The sequence below is a fragment of the Erythrobacter sp. SDW2 genome (genome assembly GCF_021431965.1).
Taxonomy (GTDB): Bacteria; Pseudomonadota; Alphaproteobacteria; order Sphingomonadales; family Sphingomonadaceae; genus Parerythrobacter.
In genome coordinates, this window is the sequence record NZ_CP090370.1 from 1,803,061 (window position 1) to 1,817,263 (window position 14,203).

The 14,203-nt window shown below is 61.8% G+C and carries 13 protein-coding genes; 6 read left to right on the plus strand and 7 right to left on the minus strand.

Annotation, left to right across the window (positions count from 1 at the left end; all coding sequences use genetic code 11):
* Window positions 1-330 precede the first annotated feature (330 nt).
* The gene (locus tag LY632_RS08800) at window positions 331-1,188 is read left to right on the plus strand and encodes a MoxR family ATPase (RefSeq protein WP_234090772.1); all 858 of its coding nucleotides are present in this window, start codon (window positions 331-333) and stop codon (window positions 1,186-1,188) included.
* A 210-nt stretch (window positions 1,189-1,398) separates the two neighbouring features.
* Here LY632_RS08800 and LY632_RS08805 read toward each other — a convergent pair whose 3' ends face one another.
* Window positions 1,399-2,796 (minus strand): methyl-accepting chemotaxis protein, encoded by a 1,398-nt coding sequence (locus tag LY632_RS08805; RefSeq protein WP_234090773.1) that lies wholly within the window; start codon window positions 2,794-2,796, stop codon window positions 1,399-1,401.
* Between the two features lie 82 nt (window positions 2,797-2,878).
* On the opposite strand from LY632_RS08805, the gene LY632_RS08810 reads away from it, so the two are divergent.
* Window positions 2,879-4,063: a VWA domain-containing protein gene (locus tag LY632_RS08810; protein WP_234090774.1), complete on the plus strand. Its 1,185-nt coding sequence runs from the start codon at window positions 2,879-2,881 to the stop codon at window positions 4,061-4,063.
* Between the two features lie 9 nt (window positions 4,064-4,072).
* Here LY632_RS08810 and LY632_RS08815 read toward each other — a convergent pair whose 3' ends face one another.
* Together LY632_RS08815 and LY632_RS08820 are read right to left on the minus strand one after the other, a co-directional pair.
* Window positions 4,073-5,278 carry an exo-beta-N-acetylmuramidase NamZ domain-containing protein gene (locus LY632_RS08815; RefSeq protein WP_234090775.1) on the minus strand — a complete coding sequence of 402 codons (1,206 nt, stop codon included), beginning with the start codon at window positions 5,276-5,278 and terminating at the stop codon, window positions 4,073-4,075.
* Complete coding sequence (locus LY632_RS08820) at window positions 5,275-5,820, minus strand: DOMON-like domain-containing protein (RefSeq protein WP_234090776.1); 546 nt, start codon at window positions 5,818-5,820, stop codon at window positions 5,275-5,277. Before LY632_RS08820 ends, LY632_RS08815 begins: the two co-directional genes overlap by 4 nt.
* 47 nt (window positions 5,821-5,867) lie before the next feature.
* Here LY632_RS08820 and tyrS point away from each other — a divergent pair, with 47 nt between their 5' ends.
* From tyrS to cysK, 4 genes are all read left to right on the plus strand, one after another.
* On the plus strand, window positions 5,868-7,097 hold the full coding sequence (tyrS, locus tag LY632_RS08825; protein WP_234090777.1) for a tyrosine--tRNA ligase: 1,230 nt from the start codon (window positions 5,868-5,870) through the stop codon (window positions 7,095-7,097).
* A 122-nt stretch (window positions 7,098-7,219) separates the two neighbouring features.
* Window positions 7,220-7,558, plus strand: a complete 339-nt coding sequence (locus LY632_RS08830; RefSeq protein WP_234090778.1) for a PilZ domain-containing protein — start codon at window positions 7,220-7,222, stop codon at window positions 7,556-7,558.
* A gap of 141 nt (window positions 7,559-7,699) precedes the next feature.
* Window positions 7,700-8,899 carry an MFS transporter gene (locus LY632_RS08835; RefSeq protein ID WP_234093200.1) on the plus strand — a complete coding sequence of 400 codons (1,200 nt, stop codon included), beginning with the start codon at window positions 7,700-7,702 and terminating at the stop codon, window positions 8,897-8,899.
* Window positions 8,900-8,926: 27 nt separating this feature from the next.
* The gene (gene cysK / locus LY632_RS08840) at window positions 8,927-9,847 is read left to right on the plus strand and encodes a cysteine synthase A (RefSeq protein ID WP_234090779.1); all 921 of its coding nucleotides are present in this window, start codon (window positions 8,927-8,929) and stop codon (window positions 9,845-9,847) included.
* Window positions 9,848-9,935: 88 nt separating this feature from the next.
* On the opposite strand, the gene LY632_RS08845 is transcribed toward cysK, so the two are convergent.
* The 4 genes from LY632_RS08845 to hisI form a co-directional block, all read right to left on the minus strand.
* On the minus strand, window positions 9,936-11,381 hold the full coding sequence (locus LY632_RS08845; protein WP_234090780.1) for a serine hydrolase: 1,446 nt from the start codon (window positions 11,379-11,381) through the stop codon (window positions 9,936-9,938).
* Window positions 11,382-11,476: 95 nt separating this feature from the next.
* A complete protein-coding gene (locus LY632_RS08850) occupies window positions 11,477-13,282 on the minus strand; it encodes an acyl-CoA dehydrogenase C-terminal domain-containing protein (RefSeq protein WP_234090781.1) in 1,806 nt (601 codons plus the stop codon).
* 35 nt (window positions 13,283-13,317) lie between these two features.
* Window positions 13,318-13,755, minus strand: coding sequence for a MerR family DNA-binding transcriptional regulator (locus tag LY632_RS08855; RefSeq protein WP_234090782.1), 438 nt, complete (start codon window positions 13,753-13,755; stop codon window positions 13,318-13,320).
* Window positions 13,756-13,787: 32 nt separating this feature from the next.
* Window positions 13,788-14,177, minus strand: a complete 390-nt coding sequence (gene hisI / locus LY632_RS08860; protein WP_234093202.1) for a phosphoribosyl-AMP cyclohydrolase — start codon at window positions 14,175-14,177, stop codon at window positions 13,788-13,790.
* Between the last annotated feature and the right edge of the window lie 26 nt (window positions 14,178-14,203).

Here is a 14,203-nt window from a genome sequence, read left to right on the forward strand (position 1 = left end):
CCGGAGAGCCTAGCCTAAAGGTCGCGGCGTGGCGATGCTGCCGGGGCACCGGGGCGATCGGTTAGGCTGTCCTACACTGCCACTGCCGGTTATTGCCAAGTGGTCGAAACGAGGAAGTCCCGAATTGACCGGAAAGTCACAGCGTCACACCGGAAATTCCCACCAATCATCCGAACCGTCAGCGAAAACCCCGAAGATCGCACGTTTCTTTCGCGCGGTTGGTGTGACAGGGCGCCGAACGCAAGGCCGAATTGGCTCCATCGTTTCACCCTTGCCCCGGCCGCGCCGCTTCCCTAACGCTCGCGTAAAGCAAGTTGCATAGGGAAACCCATGGCCGACACACCGAAGCGCTTCGAAGGCACCAGCTCCTACATCGCCACCGACGATCTCAAGGTCGCAGTGGATGCCGCAGTCACCTTGCGGCGCCCGCTGCTCGTCAAGGGAGAGCCCGGCACCGGCAAGACCGTGCTGGCCCACGAAATCGCCAAGGCCATCAACGCCCCGCTGATCGAATGGGGCATCAAGTCGACCACCAAAGCGCAGCAGGGCCTGTACGAATACGATGCGGTCGCCCGCCTGCGCGACGGCCAGCTCGGCGACGAGCGCGTCCATGACATTTCGAACTACATCAAGAAGGGCAAGCTGTGGGAGGCGTTCACCTCGCCCCGGCTGCCCGTCCTGCTGATCGACGAGATCGACAAGGCCGACATCGAGTTTCCGAACGACCTGCTGCAGGAACTCGATCGCATGTCGTTCTATGTCTATGAAACGCACGAGACGATAACGGCGGTCGAGCGCCCGATCGTGGTCATCACCTCGAACAACGAGAAGGAACTGCCAGACGCATTCCTGCGTCGGTGCTTCTTCCACTACATCAAGTTTCCCGATCGTGAGACGATGCAGGACATCATCGACGTCCACTTCCCCGGCATCCAGAAGATGCTGGTGAAAAAGGCGATGGATGTCTTCTACGAAATCCGCGAGGTGCCGGGCCTCAAGAAGAAGCCCTCGACCAGCGAATTGCTCGACTGGCTCAAGCTGCTGCTCAACGAGGATATGCCGCTGGAGGTGCTGCAGGATGCCAATCCCAACAGCGCGATCCCGCCGCTCCACGGTGCTCTTTTGAAGAACGAGCAGGACGTGATGCTGTTCGAACGCCTGGCCTTCATGGCGCGGCGGCAGAGCTAGCTCAGCTTGCGGCAAAGCAGACACCGCCAGGCTACGTCAGCCGCTGCATATAGGGCATCGGGGCAAGCTTCACCCCTGTCACCGTCTTTCGCCACTTGCGTACCGAGCGACCCCGTTTGCCACATAGGCTGACGGGCTAGGTGTTCATTTCCGATGGAGCAAGGGGATGCCCCCCGCTCTGCTCCTCAATGGAACTGTTGGGCGCTTCCGTCAGAAGGTATATGCAAGTTCGGAATCGCCCCAACGACGACCATTGATGACCAGCGGGACGTAGACGTTGCGGACCACCTCGTAACGCTTGCCGTCGCCTTCCTGGCGATAGACCGCCATCATGTAGGGCGCGCTGCTTTGCTTGGCCTTGGCGTCGATAGCCCCAAACAGGATGCGGCCGTTGCGGCAATACTTCGTATCGTGCGCCAGATCGCCGGTCGGTAGCCGCGAACGATCCGAAATATGCGTCGGCAGGAACCCCTTCATATCGGCCGGCGATGCCATCTTGATAGCTCCACCCTCGCCCACGATTTCGTCAATAATCGGGCGCCAGTTGCGATCGGCCCAGTCGCTCAGGCGTGTGCGGAAACGTTCGGGATTGCTGCCCGGAACCAGCTTGTAGTCCTGGTCGAACAGGTCCTCCATCCGAAGCTCGCCAGCGGCAATCGCTTTTTCGGCAACATCGGCCAGGCGCTGCGCATGAGCCTGTGCCCGTGCAACCATTTCGCTGTCTTTCGGGGATAGTCCGGCTTTGACGATGCTGTCGAACATCTCGCTGGCGGTCAGCTCGAGATCTTCCATCCGCTCGTGCGCGCTCTGCAGCTTGCGCTCGTTCTCCAGTGCGGCACCGTCGAAACTCACGAGCACATCCTGTACCTTGGCGACGTGTCCGCTGATGGTGCCGGTTGCGCGGGCGATCTGGTCGTTCTGGCGATCTACCTCTTCGACCAGTTCGGAAACTCCCGACAGAGTGTCTTCGATCTTGGAGACCGATTCTTTCGCTTCGGTCGAAGCCGCTGCACCGCCTTCGATCTGAGCGATAACTGCGCGAGCTTCGCCTTCCAGCGTATCTATGGTGCTCGAGATTTCCTCGGTGGCCTTGCGAGTCGCACCGGCGAGGCTCTTCACCTCGTCAGCGACCACGGCGAAGGCGCGACCGGCTTCACCAGCCCGCATCGCTTCGATGGTAGCGTTGAGCGCGAGGATATTGGTCGTCTCGGCGATATCCTCGATCCGCTGCGAGCTGCGCTTGACCTGGTCCATTGCCGAAGCAAAGCCAGTGACATGGCGCGTGAGCGTTTCCACAAGGTCGAGCAGGTTCGTGATTTGGGAGAGCGAAGACCTGATCAGCGCATTGCCATCTCCGAGCCGTGCAATCGCCCGCTCGGACAGCAGTCGGGCTTCGTCGCTTGCCTCGCTCACCCGGGCCTGATCGGCTTCGAGCGCGGCAATGGTGCCGTGCAGCGCGGTGTGTTCTTCGCGCAGCTTCTCCGACGACTGAATGACCGCCTCGACGACTCCGGCCACATCGGTGCAGCCTACGGTTACATCGCCGCACTTTGCCGGAATAAGGTCCAGCGCACTCTGTTCGGCGGCGATAATCTTGCTAAGTTCCATGCGATCCCCCAATGGATACGCACTCCTCCTAGGGGGCATATGGTTACCGGGCCGTAAAGCCGGCGAGGAAAAGGCTGCCGAGATGTTCTTCAATTTCGTCGATGAGCTGCGCGAGGCCGGGATCGGGGCCAGTTTCAAGGAGCACCTGACCCTGCTCGAAGCGCTCGACAAGGACGTGATCGAGCAGACCCCCGAGGCGTTCTATTACCTGTCACGCGCCACCTTCGTGAAAGACGAAGGCATGCTCGATCGGTTCGATCAGGTGTTCAACAAGGTCTTCAAGGGGCTGCTGACCGATTACGGCCAGAACCCGGTCGATATCCCGGAAGACTGGCTCAAGGCGGTGGCGGAAAAGTTCCTCACCGAGGAAGAAATGGCTGCGATCGAGAAGCTCGGCAGCTGGGACGAGATCATGGAAACGCTCAAGAAGCGGCTCGAGGAGCAGGAGAAGCGCCACCAGGGCGGCAACAAGTGGATCGGCACCGGCGGCACCTCACCCTTCGGCAATTCGGGATACAACCCTGAAGGCGTGCGGATCGGCGGCGAGAGCAAGCACAAACGCGCCGTGAAGGTTTGGGAAAAGCGCGAGTTCAAGAACCTCGACAACACCAAGGAACTCGGCACCCGCAATATCAAGATGGCGCTGCGTCGGCTGCGCCGTTTTGCGCGCGAAGGGGCGCAGGACCAGCTCGACATTGACGCAACCATCGAAGGCACGGCCAAGCAGGGCTGGCTCGACATCCATATGCGCGCCGAGCGGCGCAATGCGGTGAAGCTCCTGCTATTCCTCGATGTCGGTGGCTCGATGGACCCCTTCATCAAGCTGTGCGAGGAACTGTTCAGCGCCGCGACGACCGAGTTCAAGAACCTCGAGTTCTTCTACTTCCACAACTGCCTCTACGAAGGCGTGTGGAAGGACAACAAGCGGCGCTGGCAGGAGCGGACCAAGACCTGGGACGTGCTGCACAAGTACGGGCACGACTACAAGGTGGTGTTCGTCGGCGACGCGGCGATGAGTCCCTATGAGATCACCCATCCGGGCGGCAGCGTCGAGCATATGAACGAGGAAGCCGGCGCTGTGTGGATGCAGCGCATTACCAACACCTATCCGGCGACCGTTTGGCTCAATCCGGTGCCGGAGAAACAGTGGAACTATTCACAGAGCACCAAGGTGATGAAGCAGCTGGTCAACGACCGGATGTATCCATTGACACTGGACGGTCTGGACGATGCCATGCGCGAATTGAGCCGCAAGCACGGAGCCTGACGCGGGCGATCAGTAGAGCAACAGATCGCGCACTTCGGCGATCCATGCCCCCTCGTCGTTGGCCGCTAACGCACCGAGATCATGGGGCGTCGCGGCGGAATCATCGACCCACTCGCGCAGGGCGGGCCCGCCATTGATGACATCGATCGCGAGAACGTCATCGGTGTACTCGTACTTGAAGTCCTTGCCGCGCCAGATTGCATAGTCGGGATAGAGGTTGCGGATTGCCTTGAACGCAAGAGCCTGGAGACGCCAGGGCCGGAAGACTTCGTGGGCGTAGTGTTGCCCTTCGGCATGGATCATCAGCGCATTGCAGAGCTTGCCGGCATGTTTGTGAAACGTCGGTTCGAACCAGCATTCACGGATTGCGCAACCCGCCAGCCAATCGGGTGCTAGCCGCCCCATTTCGTTGTGCACGGCTTTGGCATCAACGTCGGGGGCACCGAACAGCACCTCCAGCGGTCGCGTAGTACCCCTGCCCTCGCTCAGCGTTGCGCCTTCGATCATCACCGTGCCTGCGTAAGCGCGCGCCATGTTGAGATTGGCGGCATTGGGCGACGGGTTGATCCAGATCCGGCTGTCGGGCCAGCCGTAACCCGGACCGCTTTCGGGCAGCCAGTAATGCATGTCGATCACGCGATATTCGACATCGAGCCCGAAGTGACGGATAAACCAATGGCCCATCTCGCCCATGGTCAGCCCATGGCGCATCGGCATTGGCGCTGCACCGACGAAGCTTTCGTTGCCCGGAACCAGCAGCGTACCCTCGACCGGGCGGCCCGCAGGGTTTGGACGATCCAGCACCCACACGGTTTTTCCGTGCTTCGCTGCCTCTTCCAGCAGGTAAAGGAGCGTGGTGACAAACGTGTAGATGCGGCAGCCGAGGTCTTGCAGGTCGAACAGGAAGACGTCCGCGCTCGACATCATCTGTCCGGTCGGGCGGCGAACCTCACCATAGAGGCTGAAGATCGGGATGCCGTAATGTGGATCCGTTTCGTCCGCAGTCTCGACCATGTTGTCCTGCTTGTCGCCCTTGAGCCCGTGTTGTGGGCCGAAGGCGCTGGTGACATTGATCCCGGCCGCAACCAGTGCGTCGAGGCTGTGGGTCAGGTTCTCTGTCACAGACGCTGGATGGGCGACCAGCGCGACGCGCTTGCCCTCAAGGGGTTTGTGTAGTTCTGGCTCGCTCAGCAGGCGGTCGATACCGAATTTCATGGCGCGTGCGGTGCCTCAAGCCGTGCAGCGAAGCAAGCCGCGTGGTGGAAATCCGGTGCATCGGTATCGGGGTGGGCGATCGACCAATAGCTCTTGTGCCCCCCTGTCTCTTCGATGACGGCTGTCAGGCCCATCGCGCAAGGCTCAGTAGGGAGCAGCGACCTCGGTATCGCGGCATCGAAGATGGCGAAGCTGGAACCGGGGCGCATGGTCAGGACAGGCGCGCGCGCAGCCTTGCGTTCGCACATTCCCTCGCGATACGCATGAAAGTCATAGACATTCCAGGCCTCGGACGGCGACAGGTTGAACTCGCAATATCCGGCTTCCCCGTCGGGTTGGAGAAACAGTTCGAAGCAGGTCGTTTGCCACAACCCGTCCCGGCGCAGTTTCCCCGCGGGTGGTGGCACAACCACGCCGGCGCTTGCGTCGATCCGCCAGCGCAGACTCAGCCAGTGCGGATCGTGATTGCCGACCCGCGCCTCCACGGCGCGCACGGCCAGCGGTGGCTTTGCCGCATGAGGTATGAGGGGATACGCTTGCATTACCATACCCCCATGCTAACCGCCGCGCTCCAAGGCAAGTGAGCATCATGTCCGCATACAAGTCCGACCTCCTGCGCCTGCTCGATGAGCGGGGCTACATCCACCAGCAGACCGACGCTGAGGGGCTCGATGCTCTCGCGCAGAAGCAGGTGGTGCCGGGGTATGTCGGTTTCGATGCCACGGCCCCTTCGCTCCATGTCGGTAACCTCGTTTCGATCATGCTGCTGCGCCGCTTGCAGCAGGCCGGGCACAAGCCGGTGGTTGTCATGGGGGGCGGTACGACGCGCATCGGCGACCCGACCGGCAAGGACGAAGTTCGCAAGATGCTGACCGACGATGCGATCGAAGGCAACATCGCCTCGATCCGCACTGCCTTTGAGCGGTTCCTCAAGTTCGGTGATGGTCCGACCGATGCGGTGATGGTCAACAACCATGACTGGCTCGGGCAGCTCGGCTACATCGAGATGCTGCAGAAGGTCGGTACGCATTTCACGGTCAACCGGATGCTTTCGTTCGATTCGGTCAAGCTACGGCTCGAGCGCGAACAGCCGATGACTTTCCTCGAGTTCAACTACATGATCCTGCAGGGGTACGATTTCCGGCACCTGTGCCAGGAAATGGGCGTGCGCCTGCAAATGGGCGGCAGTGATCAGTGGGGCAATATCGTCAACGGGGTGGAACTGAGCCGCCGGATGGACGCGATCGAGGTATTCGGGCTCACCACGCCGCTGATCACCAAGGCCGACGGCAGCAAGATGGGCAAGTCGGTTTCCGGAGCCGTCTGGCTCAATGAAGCGCAACTGCCGAACTACGATTACTGGCAATTCTGGCGCAACACGGACGACCGCGATGTCGGCAAGTTCCTGCGGCTGTTCACCGACCTGCCAATCGATGAGATCGCGCGGCTAGAAGCGCTCGAAGGCAGCGACATCAACGAAGCGAAGATCGCGCTGGCCAACGCCGCCACTGCGCTCTGCCGGGGAGAGGAGGCGGCGCGTTCAGCCGAAGCCACGGCACAGCAGACCTTTGCAGGCGGCGGCGCCGGGGACGACCTCCCTGCCCTGTCGATTGGCGCTGAAGGTTTGTCGCTTCCCGCGGCATTGACGGCGATCGGCTTCACGCAGTCCAATGGAGAAGCCAAGCGGAAGATCACCGAGGGTGCCGTTAAGCTCGATGGTGAACCGGTTACCGATCCGGCAACCATGGTGACAGTGGCACCCGGGCAGGAGGTCAAGCTCAGCCTTGGCAAGAAGCGGCACGGTATTTTGACGGCCTGATCTTCCGTAAGCCGCAGAAATCCGTCGTTCCGTCCCAAATCAGGACGATCGCGCTTAACCGAATATTGGCGATTTTACACGATATCACGATCCCGTACCAATACACGAAGGATCGTCCAAAAATGGCAAACGGAGCCCAGCTCTCGGTCACCGACCAGCGTCGCGCAACGCGTCATCCGGTCGATTTTCCGGTAATTGCCGAGCATCACCAGCGGGGCGATGTGAAGATGCACATCAGCAATCTCTCGGCCCATGGCTTCATGATCGACGACGCCACCAACCTGTCGCGCGGCGACCGGGTAATCGTCCGCTTGCCGGTTATCGGCCGGATCGAAGCCTATTGTATCTGGGTTCGCGAGAATCGCGCTGGTTTCCAATTCGAACGGATCATCCGCCTTGATGATTTCGTCGCCGTAATCGACGAACTCCAGCCGAACCCGCGGCTGCGTCGCCCGCGCTAGCCTGACCCGCCGCTAAAGAACAACTTGCTTCCCTCGCCACGCCGCGCCTGCCAAGGCTGCGGCGTGAGCGACGTATCAAGCCAACCCACGCACCCCTTCCGCGTCGCCAATTTCCGCGCCTATTGGCTCGCCCGGCTGAGCATGACGCTGGGCCAGTATGCGATGATCCTGATTATCGGTTGGCAGACCTATGATATTTCGCGCAACGGCGGCATGAGCATAGAGGGAGCCGCCGGACAGCTGGCGCTGATCGGCTTGTTGCAGTTCGTCCCGCTTTTCGTGCTCACTCCTTTTTCCGGACTCGCTGCTGACAGGCTCGACCGACGCAAGCTTGCCCAGTCGACTATCGTCCTGCAATTCTTTTGTGCCGCCACGCTTGCCTGGCTGAGCTGGACAGATGCGATAACCGTGCCCTGGTTGTTCGCGATAGCTGTGGTGCTCGGCATCGTGCGTGCCTTCAACGGACCGGCCCTATCGGCCTTGTCGCCCAATCTCGTGCCCAAGGCGATCCTGCCGACTGCCATCGCGCTTAGTTCGATCTCGTGGCAAGTGGGGATGATCGTTGGCCCGGGCGTTGGCGGTTATCTCCATGCGATCGAGCCTGCCCTGCCCTATGCGGTGGCGACGGTGCTGTTCACCATTGCGATCCTCTCGCTCGGCACCATAGGCAAAGTGCCGCAGACCAATATTGTCGGTGCGGCGCACCCGATCCGGCAGATGGTCGATGGGCTGCACTATGTGGTGCAGAACAAGATGGTCCTCGGCTCGATCACGCTCGACCTGTTCGCCGTCTTCCTCGCCGGGGCAACGGCACTGTTTCCGGTCTATGCTCGCGATATCCTGCAGGTCGGCGAAGAGGGGCTGGCGCAGCTGGCCATGGCGCCTGCCATCGGGGCCACGCTGATGGGGCTGGTTTTCTCGTTTCGGCCACTCGCCAACAACGTCGGCCCGGCGATGCTGGTGGCCGTGGCGGTGTTCGGCGCTGCTACCATCGTTTTCGGTCTTTCGACCTCCATGCCGCTAAGCCTTGCGGCACTGTTCGTGGTCGGTGCAGCGGACATGTTCAGCGTCTACATCCGCCAGTCGCTGGTCCAGTTGCATACGCCCGACGACAAGCGCGGACGTGTATCCTCGGTCAGCCACCTTACCATCAGCGCCTCGAACGAGTTTGGCGATTTCTTTTCCGGCACGCTCGCGTGGTTGATCGGCCCTGTGAGTGCCGTGGTGGTTGGCGGCGCCGGTGCCATCGCCACTGTCGCGCTCTGGAGCCGGGTATTCCCTGTCCTTCGTACAACCAGGTCTTTCGACCCGCCGCCGGAACTGGCAAAAGACGATTCGTAAGCAGACAGACCCCCAGGAGAGAACGCCATGAAAGCCGACAGCATCCTCCAGACGATTGGCGGCACGCCGCATATACGCTTGAGCCGCCTGTTTCCCGATCACGAGGTCTGGGTAAAGTCCGAGCGCAGCAATCCGGGCGGCTCGATCAAGGATCGCATCGCGCTGGCGATGATCGAGGATGCCGAGGCTTCGGGCGCGCTCAAGCCCGGCGGCACCATCATCGAGCCGACCAGCGGCAATACCGGCATCGGCCTGGCGATGGTCGCCGCGGTCAAGGGCTACAAGCTGATTCTGGTGATGCCTGACAGCATGAGCATCGAACGCCGCCGCCTGATGCTGGCCTATGGTGCGAGCTTCGACCTGACCGACCGCGCCAAGGGTATGAAGGGCGCTATCGAACGCGCCACCGAACTGGTTGAGCAGACCGAGAATGCGTGGATGCCGAGCCAGTTCGACAACGATAGCAACTGGAAGGTCCACGTCCGCACCACTGCCCAGGAGATTCTGACCGACTTCAAGGACACGCCGATCGACGTTCTGATTACTGGCGTCGGCACCGGCGGCCACCTGACCGGCTGCGCCGAGGAACTGAAGCGCCACTGGAGCGGCATGAAGGCCTATGGCGTCGAGCCCGAGCTTTCGCCGGTCATCAATGGCGGTCAGCCCGGCCCTCACCCGATCCAGGGCATCGGGGCGGGCTTTATCCCGGCCAACCTTCACACCCAGTCCATCGACGGGGCGATACCGGTCGATGCCGAAGCGGCAAAGGACATGGCTCGCCGTTGCGCCCGCGAGGAAGGTATCCTGGTCGGCATTTCCAGCGGTGCAACGCTGGCGGCGATCGCCAAGAAGCTGCCCGAACTTCCGGCTGGCTCGCGTGTGCTCGGCTTCAACTACGACACTGGTGAGCGCTACCTTTCGGTGCCCGAATTCCTTCCGGAGGAATAATCTCCGAGCCGATCAATTTTGGCGATGGCCGGCCTGCGTCGACCGGCAGAGATGGGCAGCCATGAATACGCTGTCCAACAAAACGCTGTCATAACCCGCCTTCCCCCTGTTCGAGCAGGCGGAAGGTAAGGTTGCGCGTGGAAGACCATTCGCTGTGAAACTGCCCGTCCTCGGTCGCGCGGATTTCGTAGATGCCGAAGGGCGTGACCAGGCCTGCGCGAGAGAGGCCGCCATCGATGCCGATACCGACGATCCTCATCTTCGGCGCTGTCGGTTGGGGGCCGCGGTCAAAATAGGTTCGCAGGGTGCCGCCAATTTCGAGTTCGCCCTGGCAGACGCCATCGACCATTCGAAAGCGCGCCACACCGCTGACCGGTTCTCCAGACAGCGTGCCCGCGAACTGGCTCGACTGCACCGGGCAGGCGGCAGGGATCAAGCCCGGCGGTGCGTCGCGGAAAGGTGCCGCCAACATCTGGCTGGTCGAGTCTATCGATGAGGTCCACGAGGCGTTGGACAATATGGCCGCTGCGGTATTCTCCTCGCGCCACAGCACCAACGACGAACGCGCGCCGATTGCCGTGCCGTTATGGAAGGTGATGGGGTTCCCGTCGCCATCCTCGGCAATGCGCCAGCCGAAGCCGACGTCATAGCCAGCGTCCCCTGCTGTTTGTCCTGATGCCAACACGAACGGCTGCGTCATGGCGTCAAAGGTCGCTTTGCTCACAATCCTGTCTTGCAGCATCGCCCCGCCGAACCGCACGAGCCCTTCGACGCTGGCCATCAGGCCCCCGCCGCCCCAGGTGTAGCTATAGTCGTGCGATAGAGCCGGCTGCGCTTGGCCACCCACAAACTCATACGCTCTCGTCGCCTTCGGATCGTCGGTATCGGTCGTGTCGAGACCGAGGTCGAGACCGTGCGTAATCGCCGAGGCGAAGTAGCTTTCGAATGACTGGCCCGTCACCTCTTCGATCAGCGCACCCAGCAGCGTGTAGCCCCAGGAGGAATAGCTGTATTGCGTACCCGGTTCGGACAGGAGGGACCGGTCCGAAAAGATAGCCACCGCAGCGCGGCCGGAGGAGTAACGCATGGCTCCGCGACCCACGTCAACGTCCTGATAATGCGGCAGGCCTGAGGAATGCGCGGCAAGCTGTCTCGCGGTGATCGCAGGCCAATCGTTCTCCAACCATGGCAAGATTGAGGCAATCGGAGCGTCCAGATCGATCCGTCCCTCTTCCGCCAACTTCGCAAGTGCCGTGACGGTCACCAGCTTGGACACGGAGGCGAGCCGGAAACGCGTATCCCGTTCCACCGGCAGGGCTTGTTCCAGATCGCGTGAACCGGCTGTCCCGGTCCAGACAACCGACCCGCTTCGCCAGACTGCAGCGGACAGCCCGGGGACGCCGCTGACTTCCTGTGCGGCATCGAGCATGGCTTGCGAAATGGCCGCAGCTGTGGCTGGATCAGTGGCTTCCGCCTGTACGCGGTCTGTTCCCAGGAATGCGACGGCGCCCAAGGTGGCCAATCTCAGAATCATCAACGTTCGTCCCCGGACAGCAAAAGACGCCCCCGGACTAAACCGGGGACGCCTTGTATCCAGCCTCAATGTGTGACGGCTTGTCGCTGTGTGTATCAGGCCGCCGTGGCGAAAGCCTCTGCCCCCAGTGCCATCATGCTGTCGGCGCCTGCTTCGAGCTTGCGGCGCAGCGCGCCGGCGTCGGGCAGGAAACGGTCCATGTAATAGCGGGCGGTGGCGAGCTTGGCTTCGTAGAACGCCTTGTCTTCGGTGCCTGCGGCCAGAGCGGCCTGCGCCACCTTGGCCATGCGCAGCCACATCCAGCCGAGCGTCACGATGCCCATGATCGTCATGTAATGATGCGCACCTGCTCCCAAATGATTGGGATTGGTCATGGCGTTCTGCATGAACCACATGGTCGCCGCCTGCTGTTGGCCGAGCGCCTTTTCGAGATCGGTTGCCAGCGGGCCAAGCACGGTGTCGTCTTTGGCAGCGGCGATATCGTCGCCCACGGCCTTGAAGAAGGCCTGGACCGCCGCGCCGCCACCCTGGGCCAATTTGCGACCGCACAGGTCCATCGCCTGGATGCCGTTGGTGCCTTCGTAAATCATGGCAATCCGGGCATCGCGCACGAACTGGCTCATGCCCCATTCCTCGATGTAGCCGTGGCCGCCGAAGACCTGCTGCATGTTGGTCGCGACTTCATAGCCCTTGTCGGTGCCATAGCCCTTGATGACCGGGGTGAGCAGCCCGATCATCGCATCGGCCTGGGCCCGTTCTTCCTCGGTCGCGGCCTTGTGGCTCAGGTCGACCAGCAGAGCACCCCACAGGCAGAGGGCGCGCATGCCTTCGGTAAAGGCCTTGGCATCCATCAGCATACGGCGGACATCGGGGTGGACGAAGATCGGATCGGCCTGGGCGGCCGGATCGGCGGGGCCGGTCAGCGCGCGGCCCTGGCGACGATCGAGCGCATAGGCGACGGCGTTCTGGTAAGCCGCTTCGGCCTGGCTCAATCCCTGGATACCCACCCCGAGCCGGGCCGCGTTCATCATGATGAACATGGCGGCCAGACCCTTGTTTTCCTCGCCCACGAGCCAGCCCTTGGCGCCATCATAGTTGAGGACGCAGGTGGCGTTGCCGTGGATGCCCATCTTGTGCTCGATCGAACCGCACACCACTCCGTTGCGTTCACCCAGCGAACCATCGTCGTTGACGAGGAACTTCGGCACCACGAACAGCGAGATGCCCTTGGTGCTGTCAGGCGCGCCCGGGGTCTTGGCGAGGACGAGGTGGATGATGTTCTCGGCCATGTCATGTTCGCCAGCCGAAATGAAGATCTTGGTCCCGGTAATGGCATAGCTGCCGTCCGCCTGCGGCTCGGCCTTGGTCCGGATCATGCCCAGATCGGTGCCGCAATGCGGCTCCGTCAGGTTCATGGTGCCGGTCCATTCGTTGGAGATCATCTTCGGGAGATACTTCTCCTTCTGCTCCTGCGAGCCCTTGGCTATCAGCGCCGAGACCGCGCCGTTGGTGAGGCCGGGATACATGCCGAAGGCCTGGTTCGAGCCCGAAATGAATTCTTCCATCACCATGCCGAGAACGTGCGGCATGCCCTGCCCGCCGAACTCTTCGGGAGCCGAAAGTGTGCCCCAGCCCGCGGCGCGGAACTGGTCGAAGGCTTCCTTGAAGCCCTTGGGCGTGGTCACCGAACCATCGGAATGGCGGGTGCAGCCTTCCCGGTCGCCCGACTGGTTGATCGGGGCGAGCACTTCCGAGCAGAACTTGCCGCCTTCGTTGATCACCGCATCGGTAATGTCCGGCGTCGCCATCTCGAAACCCGGCAGGTTGCCGTAGCTCGCAAGGTCTAGCACCTCGTTGACGATGAAGCGGGTGTCGCGGGTCGGCGCGGAATAGATGGGCATCGGGCGGTCCTTGGTGAAGCGGGTTTGGGGTTGGATTAGAGGTCGAGGTTCTCGATCAGGGCGACGAAATCGGTCAGTTCCTTGATCGACGAATCGATGTCGGCACGCTGCTGCCTGAGCTTGGCGATGTGGTTGCGGCACTTCTCGACTGTCACGCGGCGCTGTTCGACGCGGCCATCGCCGAGGTCGTAGAGATCGATCATTTCCTTGATCTCGCCCAGGCTGAAGCCGACGTTCTTGGCCCGCATGATCCAGGCGAGTCGCGCCCGGTCACGCTTGGAATAGACACGGGCGAGTCCGACGCGTGAAGGATTGATCAGCCCCTCGTCCTCATAGAAGCGCAGCGCGCGGGCGGTGCATTCGAACTCGGTGGTGAGGTCGGAAATGCTGTATTGCTCGCGCTCCAGCTTGTCCGGCCGGTCGAGGTGGGCCCCGGCATGGGGCTGTTGTTCGTGGGGAGCGACGTGTGCCATGCGTCGCTCCTTAACTGACCTTTACGTAAAGGTCAAGTCTTGACGGGGGCGAGAGCGTCGCCTTCAAGCACGCGGTAGAAGCAACTTGCCGCCCCGGTATGGCAGGTTGGCCCTGCCGGTAGCGCCCGGACCAACAGGGCATCCTGGTCGCAATCGACAAGGATTTCGACGACCTGCAAGACATCTCCCGAGGTTTCGCCCTTCTTCCACAGCTTGCCGCGCGACCGCGAATGGAAGTGGGCAAAACCGGTTTCGCGAGTCGCGGCGATGGCTTCTGCGTCCATGAAGGCGACCATCAGGATTGCACCGGTTTCCGCATGCTGCACGACCGCACTCAGCAACCCCGCCGAATCGAATTTCGGCATGAACACCGCACCCTGCTCGCGCAATTCCCGGTTCTCGCTGGCGGTCACGCGTAACATCTCCATGCGTTTCTTGCATCAATGCG